This window comes from Escherichia sp. WS338 (assembly GCF_046486405.1).
GTDB lineage: Bacteria > Pseudomonadota > Gammaproteobacteria > Enterobacterales > Enterobacteriaceae > Escherichia > Escherichia coli.
In genome coordinates this window covers 22,909-41,069 of record NZ_JBJQLL010000002.1, presented here as the reverse complement: position 1 = coordinate 41,069, position 18,161 = coordinate 22,909, and the positions used below count along the sequence as shown (strand labels likewise).

At 53.8% G+C, this 18,161-nt stretch carries 15 protein-coding genes; 7 read left to right on the top strand and 8 right to left on the bottom strand.

The window, feature by feature from the left end; genetic code table 11:
- Nucleotides 1-240: 240 nt before the first annotated feature.
- The 8 genes from yegQ to mdtA all read right to left on the bottom strand — a co-directional run bounded on the left by yegQ (nt 241) and on the right by mdtA (nt 13,255).
- Nucleotides 241-1,602 (bottom strand): tRNA 5-hydroxyuridine modification protein YegQ, encoded by a 1,362-nt coding sequence (yegQ, locus tag ACJHWT_RS01630; protein WP_000476014.1) that lies wholly within the window; start codon nt 1,600-1,602, stop codon nt 241-243.
- 147 nt (nt 1,603-1,749) lie between these two features.
- Nucleotides 1,750-2,082, bottom strand: coding sequence for a YegP family protein (locus ACJHWT_RS01625; protein ID WP_000929408.1), 333 nt, complete (start codon nt 2,080-2,082; stop codon nt 1,750-1,752).
- 190 nt (nt 2,083-2,272) lie between these two features.
- Entirely contained in the window at nt 2,273-2,995 is a 723-nt protein-coding gene (baeR, locus tag ACJHWT_RS01620) for a two-component system response regulator BaeR (protein ID WP_000137881.1), read from the bottom strand.
- Complete coding sequence (gene baeS / locus ACJHWT_RS01615) at nt 2,992-4,395, bottom strand: two-component system sensor histidine kinase BaeS (protein ID WP_021539228.1); 1,404 nt, start codon at nt 4,393-4,395, stop codon at nt 2,992-2,994. Before baeS ends, baeR begins: the two co-directional genes overlap by 4 nt.
- Nucleotides 4,392-5,807: an MFS transporter gene (locus ACJHWT_RS01610; protein WP_021539227.1), complete on the bottom strand. Its 1,416-nt coding sequence runs from the start codon at nt 5,805-5,807 to the stop codon at nt 4,392-4,394. The genes baeS and ACJHWT_RS01610 overlap by 4 nt, the downstream gene beginning before the upstream one ends.
- Nucleotides 5,808-8,885 (bottom strand): multidrug efflux RND transporter permease subunit MdtC, encoded by a 3,078-nt coding sequence (gene mdtC, locus ACJHWT_RS01605; protein WP_021539226.1) that lies wholly within the window; start codon nt 8,883-8,885, stop codon nt 5,808-5,810. It abuts the gene before it with no gap.
- Complete coding sequence (mdtB, locus tag ACJHWT_RS01600; protein ID WP_065203328.1) at nt 8,886-12,008, bottom strand: multidrug efflux RND transporter permease subunit MdtB; 3,123 nt, start codon at nt 12,006-12,008, stop codon at nt 8,886-8,888. It lies immediately after the preceding gene.
- Nucleotides 12,008-13,255, bottom strand: a complete 1,248-nt coding sequence (gene mdtA / locus ACJHWT_RS01595) for a multidrug efflux RND transporter subunit MdtA (protein ID WP_001563608.1) — start codon at nt 13,253-13,255, stop codon at nt 12,008-12,010. The genes mdtB and mdtA overlap by 1 nt, the downstream gene beginning before the upstream one ends.
- A gap of 278 nt (nt 13,256-13,533) precedes the next feature.
- On the opposite strand from mdtA, the gene ACJHWT_RS01590 reads away from it, so the two are divergent.
- The 7 genes from ACJHWT_RS01590 (at nt 13,534) to yegI (ending at nt 18,154) form a co-directional block, all read left to right on the top strand.
- Nucleotides 13,534-13,590, top strand: a complete 57-nt coding sequence (locus ACJHWT_RS01590) for a type I toxin-antitoxin system Ibs family toxin (RefSeq protein ID WP_100249771.1) — start codon at nt 13,534-13,536, stop codon at nt 13,588-13,590.
- 271 nt (nt 13,591-13,861) lie between these two features.
- The gene (locus ACJHWT_RS01585) at nt 13,862-13,918 is read left to right on the top strand and encodes a type I toxin-antitoxin system Ibs family toxin (RefSeq protein ID WP_012767741.1); all 57 of its coding nucleotides are present in this window, start codon (nt 13,862-13,864) and stop codon (nt 13,916-13,918) included.
- Nucleotides 13,919-14,189: 271 nt separating this feature from the next.
- Complete coding sequence (locus ACJHWT_RS01580) at nt 14,190-14,246, top strand: type I toxin-antitoxin system Ibs family toxin (RefSeq protein WP_100249772.1); 57 nt, start codon at nt 14,190-14,192, stop codon at nt 14,244-14,246.
- A gap of 272 nt (nt 14,247-14,518) precedes the next feature.
- Complete coding sequence (ibsA, locus tag ACJHWT_RS01575; RefSeq protein ID WP_010723109.1) at nt 14,519-14,578, top strand: type I toxin-antitoxin system toxin IbsA; 60 nt, start codon at nt 14,519-14,521, stop codon at nt 14,576-14,578.
- A gap of 221 nt (nt 14,579-14,799) precedes the next feature.
- Complete coding sequence (locus ACJHWT_RS01570) at nt 14,800-15,459, top strand: vWA domain-containing protein (protein ID WP_000003158.1); 660 nt, start codon at nt 14,800-14,802, stop codon at nt 15,457-15,459.
- On the top strand, nt 15,456-16,217 hold the full coding sequence (pphC, locus tag ACJHWT_RS01565; protein ID WP_410232307.1) for a protein-serine/threonine phosphatase PphC: 762 nt from the start codon (nt 15,456-15,458) through the stop codon (nt 16,215-16,217). The genes ACJHWT_RS01570 and pphC overlap by 4 nt, the downstream gene beginning before the upstream one ends.
- Entirely contained in the window at nt 16,214-18,154 is a 1,941-nt protein-coding gene (gene yegI / locus ACJHWT_RS01560) for a protein kinase YegI (RefSeq protein ID WP_021539225.1), read from the top strand. Before pphC ends, yegI begins: the two co-directional genes overlap by 4 nt.
- Nucleotides 18,155-18,161 lie beyond the last annotated feature (7 nt).

Below are 18,161 nucleotides of genomic sequence, written 5' to 3'. Positions count from 1 at the left end.
CGTGCTATGAAGGGAGATTCTATCGATGTGGTCAATGGAAGACGGTGACCAGGGATAGGGCTTATGCATAAAAAATAAGCCCGTGTAAGGGAGATTACACAGGCTAAGGAGGTGGTTCCTGGTACAGCTAGCATTTTATGGGTTATGTTTTTCAGCGAAACAGATGATAACCTTAATAAATGCAGCTGTATGTGATCGGTTTCTAAGAATTTTCCATCCGGGAAAAATAATCGAAATTAATCACTTACCGTGGGGGTTACGCGTGGTTTCCCCGGAGAAATTACGCATCAGCAGCGCGTAATTTAGCTCAAGATCCTGCGGGACCGGGAGCCACACAGTATAACCATCGCCTGGTGCGACCGGCATAGCTTCACCTTTGGCGTTTTCCATATGCTCAAGGGTAAAGTTAATGTTCCCTTGCGGCGTCATCAGCTCAAGGCTGTCGCCAACGGAGAATTTATTTTTCACCGCTACCGCCGCGAGGTCCCCCTTGCGCTCACCGGTAAACTCACCAACAAACTGCTGGCGGTCAGAAACCGAATAACCGTATTCGTAGTTCTGATAATCGTCGTGAGTATGACGACGCAGGAAACCTTCGGTATAGCCACGATGCGCCAGACCTTCCAGAGTTTCCAGCAGGCTGGTATCGAATGGTTTTCCCGCAGCTGCGTCATCGATAGCTTTACGGTAAACCTGCGCGGTGCGTGCGCAATAGTAGAAAGATTTGGTACGACCTTCGATTTTCAGCGAATGCACGCCCATTTTGGTCAGGCGTTCTACATGGGCGATGGCGCGCAGATCTTTCGAGTTCATGATGTAAGTGCCGTGCTCATCTTCAAACGCGGTCATATACTCGCCCGGACGCTGGGCTTCTTCGATCATAAACACTTTGTCAGTTGGTGCGCCGATACCCAGCGTCGGCTCAACATTTTGCACCGGAATTGGCTCGTACTTGTGTACGATGTTGCCAACGTCATCTTCTTTGCCTTCCTGGACGTTGTACTCCCAGCGGCAGGCGTTAGTGCAGGTGCCCTGATTCGGATCGCGCTTGTTGATGTAGCCAGAGAGCAGGCAGCGACCAGAGTAGGCCATGCACAGCGCGCCGTGAACGAAGATCTCTATCTCCATATCTGGCACCTGATTGCGGATCTCTTCAATCTCTTCCAGCGACAGCTCGCGAGAGAGGATCACGCGGGTCAGGCCCATTTGCTGCCAGAATTTCACCGTCGCCCAGTTCACGGCGTTAGCCTGTACCGAGAGATGGATCGGCATTTCAGGGAAGTGCTCACGTACCAGCATAATCAGCCCTGGATCGGACATTATTAGCGCATCCGGCCCCATTTCCACCACCGGTTTCAGGTCACGGATAAAGGTTTTCAGCTTGGCGTTGTGCGGTGCAATGTTGACCACGACATAAAACTTTTTCCCCAGCGCGTGGGCTTCATTGATGCCGAGCTGAAGATTTTCGTGGTTGAATTCGTTGTTGCGCACACGCAGGGAGTAACGCGGCTGGCCCGCATAAACAGCATCTGCGCCATAAGCGAAAGCGTAACGCATATTTTTCAGCGTTCCCGCCGGGGAAAGGAGTTCCGGTTTAAACATAATTCTCTCGTTCTGATGACAGGTCAGATCCGCTTCACCTGATGAAGCGGCCAGGGGAGTGCCCCCACTTTAAGGGCGGGCATTGTAGCGCTGTAGGGGGGAGCTGGTAAAGCGCCGGACGCCAACAACACGCGCCCGGCATCGTAATTACGTATTGTCTTTCACCGTCTGGCTTGTGCCATTGGCTTTAACGGAGGCAATTCCGGTTTCACGAGATTGCGCGGTGGCGTACATCTGGCTGGAGCCGATAATTTGATGATTGGCGGCTTTCAGATTGAAATAGAATTTGCCGTTGCTTGCCGTTTTTTTCTCATAGCGTTCTTCTTGCGGGCTGTTGCTACGCACCGACGCGATGCCCTTTTCCGCAGAGGCTTTTGAGGTATACAGCTCGCTGGTGAGGATAGTCTCACCATTGCCCGCTTTTAGCACAAACCGAAATTGATTATCACTGCTCTTACTGAGTTCAAACCAACCAGCCATAATGACTCCTTGATTGAAATTGCGTATCGAAAACAGCATCTAAAGGTGCTGTTTACCGATTAAAGTATGAGCGATTTTCTGGTGCCTGCCAGGGCGGAGAGATAATGTCAGTTTGCTGACCATACGTGGGATAATGTTGCCGGATCTGATCTGAACGCCATCTCCGGCTAACAAAGTCATGTCGCTAAAACTAAACGATGCGGCAAGCGTCGGCTTCCCAGCGATAACCGACACCGTAGACGGCGCGGATAAAAGACTGCTCTTCGTCCAGAGCTTCCAGCTTGCGACGCAGGTTTTTAATGTGGCTGTCGATGGTGCGGTCAGTTACTACGCGGTAGTCGTCATAAAGATGATTGAGCAATTGCTCGCGGGAGAACACTTTTCCTGGTTCATGAGAGAGCGTTTTCAACAGACGAAATTCCGCAGGCGTCAGGTCAAGCATTTTACCGCGCCATGAAGCCTGAAAACGACCTTCGTCGATCATCAACGGGCTTTCGGCATCCTGTTGCTGAAGTTCGCGTTGCGGTTTACAACGGCGCAAAATGGTTTTGACACGCGCTACCACTTCCCGTGGGCTGTACGGCTTGCAGATGTAGTCATCGGCGCCAATCTCCAGCCCCAGCAGGCGGTCGATCTCTTCGATTTTTGCCGTCACCATCACGATCGGAATGTCAGAAAAACGACGAATTTCCCGGCACAGCGTCAGGCCATCGGTGCCAGGGAGCATCAGATCTAACAGGATCAGATCCGGTGGTGTCTGGCGCACATACGGCAGTACCTGATCGCCGTGGCTGATAAGCGTCGGCGCATAGCTCGCGGCACGCAGATAATCAATGAGCAACTGTCCCAGCTTCGGTTCATCTTCCACGATCAAAATACGCGGTGTGTTTTCGTCGATTGGTAACTCGGTCATACTTCTCTCTGTAAATCCCGTTCCAGCGGTAACTCTACTGTAATGCTTACCCCGCCAAAAGGCGAATGGGCAGCAATAATGCGGCCATTATGTGCTTCAACAATGTTCAGGCAAATCGCGAGTCCCAGCCCGGAACCGCCGCTGGCACGGTTGCGGGAACCTTCGGTGCGATAAAAACGTTCAAACAATTTTTGTAGCTGATCGTCACTGACGCCCGGCGCGCTGTCGGCAAAGGTCAGGCGCACCGTTTTGTCGTGCTGCTCGGCAGAGATTTTTAGGCTGCCGCCGCTGTCAGTGTAGCGCAGGCTGTTTTCCAGTAAGTTATTGAATAACTGCATTAAACGGTCGCGATCGCCAAATACGGTAATACTGTCTGGCAGGGAAAATTGCAGTTTCAGGCCACGGCTGGCAAATCGTTCGCGAAATGCCCCGCCCGCCACTTCCAGCAGTGGGATCAAATCTACCGGTGCTTTTTGATAGGCGAGAGCGCCTTCATCAGACATCGACAACTGATGAAGATCGTCAACCAGTTTGGTCAGTGTACCGACCTCCGCCTGTAAAGACGCCACCGTCTCCGGCGTGAATTTACGCACGCCATCCTGAATGGCTTCCAGTTCACCGCGCAGCACCGCTAATGGCGTACGCAGTTCATGAGAAATATCGGCCATAAAATCGCGGCGCATCTGCTGGTTTTTCTCCAGTGTGCTGGCGAGTTGATTGAAATCCTCTGCCAGTCTGCCCAACTCATCTTCGCTGGTGGGGGCTACGCGAGTAGTGAAATCACCCGCTGCCAGTTTGTGCGTGCCATCCACCAGTCGTTTTACCGGAGCCAGCAAACCGCGCGCCAGTGGGAATGTCGCCAGCGCCGCTAATAAGGTAGATAAAGCAACAATCAGCCAACTGGTTTGCCGCTGTTGTCTGTCAAAATTGATATCAGTATTACGGGTCAGTCGTTCAACAGGGGAGGCGATCACCGCGCCAACTTCCGCACCATTGACCATAATGGGCCGCCGTGTGCCGTCGGGTGGAACCGGTGCTCGCGGGCCAACCAGCACTTTATTATTTTGATCAACCACCCAAAATTGCGTGCGCCAGCCGTGTGGTGGCATACCGGGGCCGGGCTTATCTTCGTTGTTATCATGCTCCAGTGAACGTAGGATCTGAAATACAAAGCGATCGTTATTACGCAGGAAGCGCCAGTTCCCGTGCTGGGCGTACTGCTCACCAAGCGCATCGCCGAGCATTTGCAGCCGTTGTTCATTACCATGCTTGATGTAATCGATAAAGCCGCGCTCAAAACTGATACGTACCGCCCAGTGCATCGTGATCAATAAGACAATGCAGGTAGCGAAAATCGCCAGAAACAGTTTGCCGGTAATACCGGGTCGCCAGAACTTCATTGCACGCTCCTTTTTCGCCGTGAAATAGCTACATTTTGATGCGTATCGCTCGGCACTCTGGCAAAGACAAACACCGGAAGGGCGATGATCAACGCCATGCTAAGCCAGGTGTACATAAAGACGGTTTGTGTGGTGCCGCTGTCGATGCTGACATGCTGTGAACCAAAAAGTCCCAGCAACAGCCCGGCGATAGTGACGCCGATACTCATCGACAATTGCATAATCATCGACAGCAGACTGTTGCCGCTGCTCGCCAGATTGTCCGGGAGATCTTTCAGCGTCAGGGTGTTCATGGAGGAGAAACGGGTCGAGTTGACCATCCCTTGTAAAAACAGGACGAACGGCAAAACGTAGTACCAGCCCAGCAGAGCAGTAGTCATAAACAACAGGGTGACCAGCGACAGACCCAGCGTGGTCGCCACCAGTACCCGACGATAACCAAAGCGATTCACTACCTGTACCACAATTCGCTTCATCCCCATGCTGCCGAGCACCATCGGGATCATCATCAGTCCGGCATGAAACGGTGAGAAGCCAAGGCCAATTTGTAGGAAAACCGGCGTCATAAAGGGCAACATGCCGCTACCGATACGTCCGGAAAAACTCCCCGCCAGACCCAGCGAAAAGGTACGAGTACGGAACAGTTTCAGACTGAACAGGGCGCAGTTGTTATTTCTGGCGTGCAGCAGATAAAGCACCAGTGCCACCACGCCAACTGCGACCAGGCCAGCAATCGCCAGCGGCGATAAACCTGTACCTTTACTGCCGTCCAGCGCCAGGGTTAATACCGCCATGCCAACCGCCAGCAATAAAAAGCCGGAGAGATCAAAGCGCCGCGTCTGCATGGTGTAGTTCGGCATTAACATCAGTGTGGTGATCGCGCCAATAATCCCCACCGGAATGTTGATCAAAAAGATCCAGTGCCACGATGCGTACTCCACCAGCAGACCGCCGAGCGCCGGGCCAAGCAGCGGCCCGATCTGACCGGGCAGCGTGACAAAGGTCATCGCCGCCATATATTGCTCGCGCGGTACGATTTTCATCACCGTCAACCTGCCGACCGGCACCATCATCGCGCCGCCAACGCCCTGTAACGCGCGTGCCAGCAACAGTTCGTTCAGCGTGCCGGAAAGCGCGCAAAACAGTGAACCGAGAGTAAACAGCACGATGGCGGTAAAGAAAATATTGCGCACGCCGACTTTGTCCGCCAGCCAGCCGCTGGCGGGCAGCATCACCGCCACGGTCAGTACATAAGAGACAATGACCATGTGCATATGCAACGGACTTTCCCCGAGGCTTTGCGCCATTGAGGGAAGCGCGGTGTTAACGATGGTGGTGTCCAGCGACTGCATAAAGAAGCCGAAAGCCACAATCCACAATTGCCAGCGGGTGCTGTCGGGAAGATCTGTCATTTACTCGGTTACCGCTTGTTTAGGTTTACGCGAAAAACGCAGTCGCAGACGGTCGAAAAAGAGATACACCACCGGCGTGGTATACAGCGTCAGAAGCTGGCTCATGACCAGACCGCCGACAATGGTGATCCCCAGGGGTTGCCGCAGCTCCGAACCGTCACCGCCCGACAACACCAGCGGCAGCGCGCCAAACAGCGCCGCCAGGGTAGTCATCATAATCGGGCGAAAACGCAGCAGACAGGCCTGGAAAATAGCTTCCTGCGGCGTCAGGTTACCGTGCCGTTGGGCTTCAAGCGCAAAATCGACCATCATAATGGCGTTTTTCTTCACGATGCCGATTAATAGCATGATCCCTATCAGGGCGATTAGGCTGAACGGGGCATTAAACAACTCCAGCGCCAGCAGCGCACCAACGCCCGCCGAGGGCAGGGTGGAGAGGATCGTCAGCGGATGTACGTAACTCTCGTAAAGGATACCCAGCACGATATACACCGTGGCGATGGCGGCGATAATCAGGATCACCTGCGAGTTCATCGTCTCCTGGAACACCTGCGCCGTGCCGGCAAAACTGCCGCGCACCGTCGAAGGCACGCCAAGCTGGGTCATTGCGCGATCGATCGCCGCACTGGCGTCCGAGAGCGATTTCCCGGTCGGCAGGTTAAACGAAATGGTCGAGGCTGCCGATAATCCCTGATGATTCACCGACAGCGGAGCATTCGCCGGTTGCCATTTAGCGAAATACGACAGCGGGATCGCTTTTCCTTCGTTATTGATAACGAACATTTTTTCCAGCGCACTGATGTCCTGGGTATAGCGCGGATCCACTTCCATCACCACTTTATACTGGTTCATCGGCTGGTAAATGGTCGAGATTTGTCGCTGACCGAAGGCGTTATTTAACAGGCTGTTGGCGGCCTGCACGTCGATTCCCAGCCGTGCCATGGTGTCGCGGTCGTAAACCAGATTCATCTCCGCGCCGTTATCCTGCTGGTCGGAGTTCACGTCCGCCAGTTCCGGCAATGTCGCCAGTTTTTTGCGGATTTTCGGCTCCCATTCGCGCAGTGCCGCCAGGTCGTCGGACAGCAACGTGTACTGATAGCTGGCGTTCGACTGACGTCCGCCAACGCGAATATCCTGTACCGCCATCAGGAACAGATTCGCCCCCGGTTCTTTCGCCAGCTTCACGCGCAGACGGTCGATAATTTGCTGCGCCGTTTCGCTGCGTTCGCCGCGTGGCTTCAGCGTGATAAACATCATCCCGCTGTTCACCCGCGAACCGCCGGTAAATCCGGTGACATTATCCACCGCCGGATCGTCACGGATAATTTTCATGAAATCCTGCAACTTACCGCGCATTGCCTGAAACGAAATACTCTGATCCGCCTGTATCCCACCCATCAGGACGCCGGTGTCCTGCTCCGGGAAGAAGGTTTTCGGGATCGAGATATACAGCCAGATATTCAGCGCAATGGTGCCAAGCAGCACCACGCCCACCAGACGGGTATGATTGAGCACCCATTTCAGCGACTTGCCGTAGCCTTGTTGCAGGGCTACCAGCATGCGACCAAAACCACGCAGTCGCTTTTGCTCACGCGGCTTGCTGGCTTTTAGCATCCAGCCGCACATCATTGGCGTTAGCGTCAGGGAAACCAGCAACGAAATACCAATGGCGACAGAAAGCGTCACGGCAAATTCGCGTAACAGTCGGCCCGGCAATCCGCCCATCAACAGCAGCGGCAGGAACACCGCCACCAGTGACAGACTCATCGACAGCACCGTAAAACCGACTTCGCGAGTGCCTTGCAGCGCGGCCTGTAGCGGTTTCATCCCCGCCTCCAGATGACGGGCAATGTTTTCCAGCACCACGATGGCGTCATCCACCACGAAACCAGTAGCGATGGTGAGCGCCATTAACGAAAGGTTATTGAGACTGAATCCGCACAGGTACATCGCCGCAAACGTACCAATCAGCGAAACCGGCACCGCAACGGCGGGAATAATAGTGGCGCGACCCGAGCGCAGGAATAAAAAGACCACCAGAATCACCAGCGCCACCGAGATAATCAGCGTTTGCTCGACTTCTTCCAGCGAGGCGCGAATGGTGGGGGAGCGATCCTGGGCAATTTGCAGATCAATTGCCGCCGGAATGGTTTCCTGCAACTCCGGTAATTTTGCCCGGATGCTGTCAACCGTCTGGATAATATTGGCTTCCGGCAGCTTGCGGATCATCAGCAAAATAGCCGGTTTGGCGTTGGTCATCCCGGCGTTGAGCACATCCTGCACTGAGTCGGTCACCGTCGCCACATCGCCCAGACGAACCGCGCCGCCGTTGTTGTAATGAATAATCAGCGGCTGATATTCAGCGGCGGTTTTTAGCTCATCGTTGGTCTGGATCTGCCAGCGGTGAGTGCTATCTTCCAGCGCCCCCTGCGGTTTACGCACGTTGGCATTGCTGATGGCGCTGCGCACATCGTCCAGCGACACGCCCTGATTAAACAGCGCCTGCGGATTCAGCCCGACGCGTACGGCGGGCAGCGAGCTGCCGCCAACATCGACATCACCGACACCGTCGATTTGCGAAATCGTTGGAGCCAGCTGCGTCGAGGCGAAATCGTACAGTTCACCCTGCGAATAAGTATCGGATGTCAGCGTGAGGATCATAATTGGCGCATCCGACGGGTTCGCTTTGCGATAGGTCGGACGGCTGGGCATCCCGCTGGGTAGCAGACTTTGCGCGGCGTTGATCGCCGCTTGCACATCGCGCGCTGCGCCGTTGATATCGCGGTCAAAATCAAACTGCAAAATAATGCGCGTGCTGCCGAGCGAACTGCTGGAGGTCATTTCACTAACCCCGGCAATGCGCCCAAGCGAACGTTCCAGCGGCGTGGCAACGGAAGACGCCATTGTTTCTGGTGACGCACCGGGCAGCGAGGCGCTGACCATAATCACCGGAAAATCGACCTGCGGCAGTGGGGCGACCGGCAGCATACGGAAGCCCAGTATGCCGCACAGGGTAATGGCGACCGACAGTAAAATCGTCGCCACCGGGCGGTAAATGAAGAGGGCAAAAAACTTCACTTACGCCTCCTCTTCATGACGAGCAAAGCGGCTTTTGGTCCACAATGCCAGGCGGTCGAATAGCAGATAAATCACCGGCGTGGTGAACAGCGTCAGCACCTGGCTGACAATCAGACCGCCGACCATGCCGATACCTAACGGACGACGCAGTTCCGCGCCGACCCCGGTACTCAACATCAGCGGCAGCGCGCCAAGCAGAGCCGCCAGGGTGGTCATCAGGATCGGACGAAAACGCAACAGACAAGCCTGGTAGATTGCATCGCGCGGCGACATGCCTTGCTCGCGCTCAGCAGCCAGCGCGAAGTCGATCATCATGATGGCGTTCTTCTTCACGATACCGATCAGCAAAATAATGCCGATAATTGCAATCACATCCAGTTCGCTACCGGCAATCATTAACGCCAGCAGTGCGCCGACCCCTGCGGTGGGTAGCGTCGAGAGAATGGTGATCGGGTGAATAAAGCTCTCGTACAGAATGCCGAGCACGATATACATCGCCACCACCGCCGCGACAATCAGCCAGACAGTGCTGCCCAGCGCCGACTGGAAAGCGAGGGTGCTGCCCTGGAACTGCGTGGTGATATCCACCGGCAGATTCAGCGTCTTTTCGGTGTCCATAATCGCCTGCACCGCATCGCCCAGCGAATAGTTATCCGGCACGTTAAAGGAGATGGTCGTTACCGGGAACTGATCCAGATGGTTGATGGAAAGCGGCGCAAAACGCTGCTCAATTTTGGCAATTGAGCTTAGCGGTACCACGCCGCCGTCGCTGCTGGTCAGGCGAATAGTATCCAGCGCCGCAAGCCCAGGAGTATTTTCGGTGTTGTGCTCCAGCACCACGCGATACTGGTTGGCCTGAGTATAAATAGTGGAAATCAGTCGCTGACCAAACGCGTTGTAAAGGGCGTTATCGACGTCCGCCATGCTGATCCCCAGACGGCTGGCGCTGTCGCGATCAACATTGACATACGCCACCAGCCCTTGGTCCTGCCAGTCGCTGGAGACATCAGAAAGCTGTGGCAACTGCTGGAGTTTTTCCATCAACTGTGGCACCCAGGTACTGAGCGCATCCAGTGACGTGGCCTGCAAGGTAAACTGGTACTGGGTGCGGCTGACCTGAGTATCGATGGTCAGGTCCTGCGTTGGTTGCAGGAAGAGATCGACGCCCGGCACTTTATCCACCGCCGTTTGCAGACGGGCGATGACTTTTTGCACCCGATCATCACGTTCATCCAACGGTTTGAGGTTGATCTGCAAACGCGCACTGTTCAGCGACGGGTTAGTGCCATCAACGCCAACAAATGAGGTCAGACTTTGCACCGCCGGATCTTGCAAAATCACATCCGCGACCTGGCGTTGCCGCTGGGCCATATTGGCAAAGGAGCTGGATTGCGGTGCCTGCAAAGTGCCCTGAATAATGCCGTTGTCCTGTACCGGGAAGAAACCTTTCGGAATGAACACCCACAAGAGAACACTAAGCAGCAGCGTGCTGAGTGCCACGCTTAAGGTCAGCCACGGATGATTCAGCACTTTCGCAAGTCCCTGACCATAGGCGGCGATTATCCTGTCGAACATTTTTTCCGAGGCACGGGAGAAGCGGTTCTGTTTACGCAGCGACTCCTGGCTGAGCATCCGCGCGCACATCATTGGTGTCAGGGTCAGCGACACCACGGCTGAGATCAAAATCGCGACTGCCAGAGTAATAGCAAATTCGCGGAACAGTCGCCCGACGATATCGCCCATAAACAGTAGCGGGATCAGCACTGCAATCAGCGAGAAGGTCAGCGAGATAATGGTAAAACCGATTTCACCTGCGCCTTTGAGCGCCGCCGCCAGCGGTTTTTCGCCTTTTTCGATATAGCGGGAAATGTTTTCGATCACCACGATGGCGTCATCGACCACAAATCCGGTGGCGATAGTTAACGCCATCAGCGTCAGGTTATTGATTGAAAAATCGAGAAACACCATGACCGCGAAGGTGCCGATTAACGACAGCGGCACTGCGACGCCGGGAATGATGGTCGCCGGAATATTACGCAAAAACAGGTAGATAATCATGACTACCAGCGCGATAGCCATCATCAATTCAAACTGAGTATCATCCACGGATGCGCGAATATTGGTGGTACGGTCAGAAAGTACCGTCACCTTCACCGATTTCGGCAGACTCTCGGTGAGCTGTGGCAGCATCTGCCGAATGCTGTCGGCGGTGGAGATAATGTTAGCACCGGGCTGGCGCTGAACATTCATCACAATGGCCTGTTCTTTGTTAGCCCATGCGCCAAGCCAGCTGTTTTCTGCACCTTGCTCTACGGTTGCGACATCGCCCAGACGAATCGGCGCGCCGTTCTGGTAGGCGATGATTAGCTGGCGATACTCTTCGGCGGATTGCATCTGGTCGTTCGCGGAAAGCGTAACCGCACGAGAAGGGCCGTCGAGGCTACCTTTTGCCGAGTTGACGTTAGCGCCGGTAATGGCGGTGCGCACGGTTTCGCTGGTCAGGCCGAGGGCGGCAATCGCCTGAGCGTTAAGTTTGACGCGAACAGCCGGACGCTGACCGCCGGAAAGTGTCACCAGGCCGACGCCGGAAATCTGCGAGATTTTCTGCGCGACGCGGGTTTCCACCATATCTTCCACTTGCGTCATCGGCATGGCGGTTGAGGTGACAGCGAGCGTCATGATCGGCGGATCTGCCGGGTTCACTTTGCTGTAAACCGGCGGGTTAGGCAGATCGCTCGGCAACAAGTTGGTCGCAGCGTTAATCGCGGCCTGCACTACCTGCTCGGCGACATCGAGCGGTAATGTTAGCTGGAACTGCAAAGTGATAACTGACGCACCGCCGGAACTTTGCGACGACATCTGTTTCAGGCCAGACATCTGCCCAAACTGGCGTTCAAGCGGCGCGGTAACGGCAGAGGTCATGACATCCGGGCTCGCACCTGGGTAGAGCGTGACTACCTGAATGGTCGGATAGTCCACTTCCGGCAGCGCCGAAACGGGCAGGGCTCGATAACCGATAATCCCGGCGAGTAAGATCGCCACCATCAGCAGCGTGGTGGCGACAGGACGCATAATAAACAGGCGCGACGGGCCGCCTGTGCTGCTCGGGGGTAACACCTGCATCAGGAGCGTGCTCCTTTTTTCGCGTATTCGCGGCTGGTGGCTTTCTCTTCCGGAGTGGTGGCGCTCTGGGCTTCCACTACTTCCACTTTCGCCCCTTCGGTCAGGCGATCAATGCCGTCTGTCACTACGCGGTCGCCCGCAGAAATACCTGCGCGGATCACCACTTTCTGACTGTCCTGAATGCCCGGCGTCACCAGATGTTTGCTGACCTTGTTTTCGCTATTCAGCACCCAGACAAAATGGCCTTCATTGCCCATTTGCAGGGCGGCTGTTGGGATCACCACAGCGTTTTGCTCTGTGTCGACTAACATGCGCGCGTTAACAAACTGATTGGGAAACAGCGCATCATCCTGATTATTGAAGCGTGCTTTCACTTTAATCGTACCGGTAGTGGCATCGATTTGGTTATCGAGACTTAACAGCGTGCCTTCACTTAATTTCTTTGAATTGGTGCGATCCCAGGCTTCAACAACCAGCGGTTTTCCGGCTTTTTGCGCCTGCACTACGGTAGCGATATCGCTTTCCGGCAGGGTAAAGAGCAAATCGATAGGATGCGTCTGGGTGATCACCACAATCCCGGTGGTATCACCACTGGAGATTTGGTTACCAACATCAACCTGCTTGAGACCAACGCGACCATCGACTGGTGCGGTGATGCGGCTCCAGTCGAGTTGCAGCTGCGCGCTGGCGACGCTTGCTTCATCAGCCTTAATGGTGCCTTCGGTTTCACTGACCAGCGCCTGTTGGGCATCCAGCTCCTGACGAGATACGAGATTGGTTTTTACCAGTTGTTGATAACGCGCCAGGTCACGGCGGGCGTTGGCAAGCGTGGCTTTATCTTTTGCCAGTTGGCCCTGGGCTTGTGCTAATGCAACTTTGAACTGGCTGGGGTCAATTTCTGCCAGTAAATCGCCTGCTTTGACCTGCTGGCCTTCCTGGAAATGCAACGCCATCAGTTGACCGTCCACGCGGCTGCGCACCGTAACAGTATTAGCGGCGGTAATGGTGCCAAGCCCGGTGAGGTAACGCGGAACTGCCTGTTCTACGGCGGTCGCCGCCTGAACCGGGGCTAATGGGCCGGAACGCATACCACGGCGACCACCCGCTGGCGATTGCTGCGCTTGTTTCGTCGCCCCTGGCGCTGCACTCCGGGAGTCATTGCGGCCTTGCCAGAACCAGAATGCGGCGATGGCGGCGATAACCACCACGATTACCATTACCCAACGGGATTTATAACTGCTTTTCATCGTTAAGAGTTTCTCTTCCTGAAACGATTCGCGGAATGATACTAGTGTAGCCAGCCAATCAGGGAGAAAAATGGAGGAATTATGAAACACTATCGGGAATCGTCTGAATGGCGGGCACATTTGCGAGCACCCATCCAGTAATAACACAGGAAACTATTTTATCTACGCGTTAGCGATAGACTACGTGCATGGCGAAAGGAGGTAAGCCGATGATTTCAGCGGGACGCTGAAACGGGAAAGCCCCTCCCGAGGAAGGGGCCTTAAATAAGGAAAGGGTCATGATGAAGATACTCATCATCGTGGTGCTCTTAGTCGTTAGCTACCCAGCTTACTAAGACTACCAGGGCGGGGGAAACCCCGCTCTACCCTCACTCCTGAAAGTATGCCTTCACGGTCCGATTGTCAATCCGCAGGCTTTGCAGTCTGCGATCCTGCCAGCAAATATTCTTTGCGAGACGTCACGCAATAATCACATGTGAAACTATTTTATCCGCAAGTCAGCGATAGACTGCATTCAGGGCGAAAGGAGGTAAGCCGATGATTTCAGCGGGACGCTGAAACGGGAAAGCCCCTCCCGAGGAAGGGGCCTTAAATAAGGAAAGGGTCATGATGAAGTGGATCATCATCGTGGTGCTCTTAGTCATAAGCTTCCCGGCTTACTAAGACTACCAGGGCGGGGGAAACCCCGCTCTACCCTCACTCCTGAAAGTATGCCTTCACAATTAGATTGTCAATCCGCAGGCTTTGTAGTCTGCGATCCTGCCAGCAAATATTCTTTGCGAGACGTTACGCAATAATCACATGTGAAACTATTTTATCTGCAAGTTAGCGATAGACTGCTTGCATGGCGAAAGGAGGTAGGCCGCCGATTTCAGCGGGACGCTGAAACGGGAAAGCCCCTCCCGAGGAAGGGGCCTTAAATAAGGAAAGGGTCATGATGAAGCTACTCATCATCGTGGTGCTCTTAGTTATTAGCTGGCCAGCTTACTAAGACTACCAGGGCGGGGGAAACCCCGCTCTACCCTCACTCCTGAAATTATGCCTTCACGATAAGATTGTCAATCCGCAGGCTTTGTAGTCTGCGATCCTGCCAGCAAATATTCTTTGCGAGTCGTTACGCAATAATCACAGAGGAAACTATTTTGTTCACGCGTTAGCGATAGACTGCATTCAGGGCGAAAGGAGGTAAGCCGACGATTTCAGCGGGACGCTGAAACGGGAAACCCTCTCCCGGAGAAGAGGGCTTTTAATAAGGAAAGGGTTATGATGAAGCACGTCATCATACTGGTGATACTCTTAGTGATTAGCTTCCAGGCTTACTAAGAACACCAGAGGGAGGGGGGAAACCTCTCCCTAACCCTCACTCCTGAAATTATGTCACTCCGCCCTTAGTGTCAATCGACGGCTCTCCGTTCTTGCGAGGCGAATAGCAAAATTTTCTGCGCCGCCGGGCCTAATTCTGAAAGTTTCTTCGTTTGCTCTTATTTCATTATTGCAATCGGTATGATACCGGACCTCAATAATTCTCTAAGAAAGGATTTCTTATGAGCGAACAAATCACGTTTGCCACCAGCGATTTTGCCAGTAACCCGGAACCACGTTGCCCCTGCATTTTGCTGCTGGATGTTTCTGGTTCTATGAACGGTAGACCTATTAATGAACTTAACGCCGGATTGGTTACCTTTCGCGATGAGCTGCTTGCCGATTCGCTGGCCTTAAAAAGAGTGGAACTCGGTATTGTGACGTTCGGCCCGGTGCATGTGGAACAACCATTTACCAGTGCCGCTAATTTTTTCCCGCCCATCCTGTTTGCCCATGGGGATACACCAATGGGCGCCGCCATTACCAAAGCCCTGAATATGGTTGAGGAGCGCAAACGTGAGTATCGCGCCAATGGTATTTCCTATTATCGTCCGTGGATTTTCCTGATTACCGATGGCGCACCAACCGATGAGTGGCAGGCTGCTGCCAACAAGGTGTTTCAGGGGGAAGAAGATAAGAAGTTTGCCTTCTTTTCCATCGGTGTTCAGGGGGCGGATATGAAGACGCTGGCCCAAATCAGCGTTCGTCAGCCTTTGCCTCTTCAAGGATTACAATTCCGCGAACTATTTAGCTGGTTATCCAGTTCGCTGCGTTCGGTTTCCCGCTCCACGCCGGGAACGGAAGTTGTGCTGGAAGCGCCAAAAGGCTGGACGTCAGTGTGAGCTGGCGTCTGGTCTATGCATCAACCGTTGGAACGTCGCACATCAGCGCGGACTTGCCTTGCCAGGATGCCTGCCAGATGCAGGTTGCCTGGTTAAATGACCAGCAGCCATTATTGTCGGTATTTGTCGCTGATGGCGCAGGTAGCGCCTCGCAGGGAGGCGAAGGTGCGATGCTCGCCGTCAATGAAGCGATGGCTTATATGTCGCAAAAAGTGCAGGGCGGGGAATTGGGGCTTAATGATGTTCTCGCAACGGACATTGTGCTGACCATTCGTCAGCGACTTTTTGCCGAGGCGGAAGCCAAAGAATTAGCAGTTCGCGATTTTGCCTGCACGTTTCTGGGATTGATTTCATCGGCTAATGGCACCTTGATTATGCAGATTGGCGATGGCGGCGTGGTGGTGGATTTTGGTCACGGTCTGCAATTGCCGCTTACGCCGATGGTGGGTGAATATGCCAATATGACGCACTTCATTACCGATGAAGATGCCGTTTCCAGACTGGAAACTTTCACCAGCACTGAGCGTGTGCATAAAGTTGCAGCATTTACGGATGGTATCCAGCGGCTGGCGTTAAATATGCTGGATAATTCTCCGCATGTGCCTTTCTTTACCCCGTTTTTCAATGGGCTGGCGTCAGCAACGCAGGAACAACTCGATTTATTACCTGAATTGTTAAAGCAGTTTTTGTCCAGCCCGGCGGTAAACGAGCGTACGGATGATGATAAAACGTTGGCACTGGCTATGTGGTTACCATGAAACCCACTTTATATACTGCTACTGGTGAGTGCGTTACGCCAGGCCGTGAACTGGGCAAAGGCGGCGAAGGTGCGGTTTATGATATCGAGGAGTTTGTCGATAGCGTCGCCAAGATTTATCACACGCCGCCACCCGCCTTAAAACAGGACAAACTTGCCTTTATGGCTGCGACAGCTGACGCGCAGTTGTTGAATTATGTCGCCTGGCCGCAGGCAACGCTTCACGGTGGACGAGGCGGAAAAGTTATCGGTTTTATGATGCCAAAAGTTTCTGGTAAAGAACCGATTCATATGATCTATAGCCCGGCACATCGTCGCCAGAGTTACCCTCATTGTGCGTGGGATTTTCTACTCTATGTTGCGCGCAATATTGCTTCATCTTTTGCTACGGTTCATGAGCACGGGCACGTCGTGGGTGACGTAAACCAGAACAGCTTTATGGTAGGTCGCGACAGCAAAGTGGTGTTGATTGATAGCGACTCCTTTCAGATTAACGCCAATGGTACACTGCATTTATGCGAAGTCGGCGTGTCGCATTTTACGCCGCCAGAGCTACAAACCTTGCCATCATTTGTCGGCTTTGAACGCACCGCGAATCACGATAATTTTGGCCTTGCGTTGCTGATTTTTCACGTCTTGTTTGGTGGGCGGCATCCTTATTCTGGTGTGCCGCTTATCTCTGATGCGGGGAATGTGCTGGAGACGGATATTGCTCATTTCCGTTATGCCTACGCGTCAGATAATCAGCGGCGTGGTTTAAAACCGCCGCCACGATCGATTCCGCTGTCGATGTTACCGGGCGATGTTGAAGCCATGTTTCAGCAGGCATTCACGGAAAGTGGCGTGGCAACCGCGCGTCCGACGGCAAAAGCGTGGGTAGCGGCACTTGATTTACTACGCCAACAGTTAAAGAAATGTACCGTTTCGGCAATGCATGTTTACCCCGGTCATTTGACTGACTGCCCGTGGTGTGCTCTGGATAATCAAGGCGTTATCTATTTTATTGATCTCGGCGAAGAGGTCATTACCACCAGTGGTGATTTTGTGCTGGCGAAAGTCTGGGCGATGGTGATGGCGTCAGTAGCACCGCCAGCATTGCAATTACCATTACCCGATCATTTCCAACCGACTGGCAGGCCGCTTCCTTTCGGCCTGTTACGGCGTGAATACATCATTCTGATTGAGATCGCACTGTCAGCGTTATCGCTGCTGCTTTGCGGCCTTCAGGTAGAACCGCGTTATATTATTATGGTTCCTGTGCTGGCGGCTATCTGGATTATTGGCAGTCTGACAAGCAAAGCTTATAAAGCAGAAATCCAGCAACGCCGTGAGGCATTTAATCGCGCGAAAATGGACTATGACCATTTAGTCAGCCAGATCCAGCAGTTGGGCGGGCTGGAAGGTTTTATCGCCAAACGGGCGAGGCTCGAAAAAATGAAGGACGAAATTCTCGGGTTACCGGAAGAAGAGAAACGCGCTCTGGTAGCACTTCACGACACCGCAAGGGAACGGCAGAAGCAGAAGTTTCTGGAAGGATTTTTTATTGATGTTGCCTCTATTCCCGGCGTTGGCCCTGCGCGTAAAGCGGCGTTACGGTCCTTTGGTATTGAAACAGCAGCGGATGTTACCCGACGGAGCGTTAAGCAAGTGAAAGGTTTTGGTGATCATCTGACCCAGGCGGTTATCGACTGGAAAGCGAGCTGTGAACGCCGTTTTGTGTTCAGGCCGAACGAAGCGGTAACGCCTGCAGACAGACAAGCGGTAATGGCAAAAATGGCCGCCAAACGACATCGGCTGGAATCGGCGCTGAATGTCGGTGCGACAGAGTTGCAGCGATTCCGCCTTCATGCTCCAGCACGGACCATGCCGTTGATGGAACCGCTACGTCAGGCGGCAGAAAAACTGGCTCAGGCGCAGGCTGATTTAAGCCGTTGCTGAGCCAGTT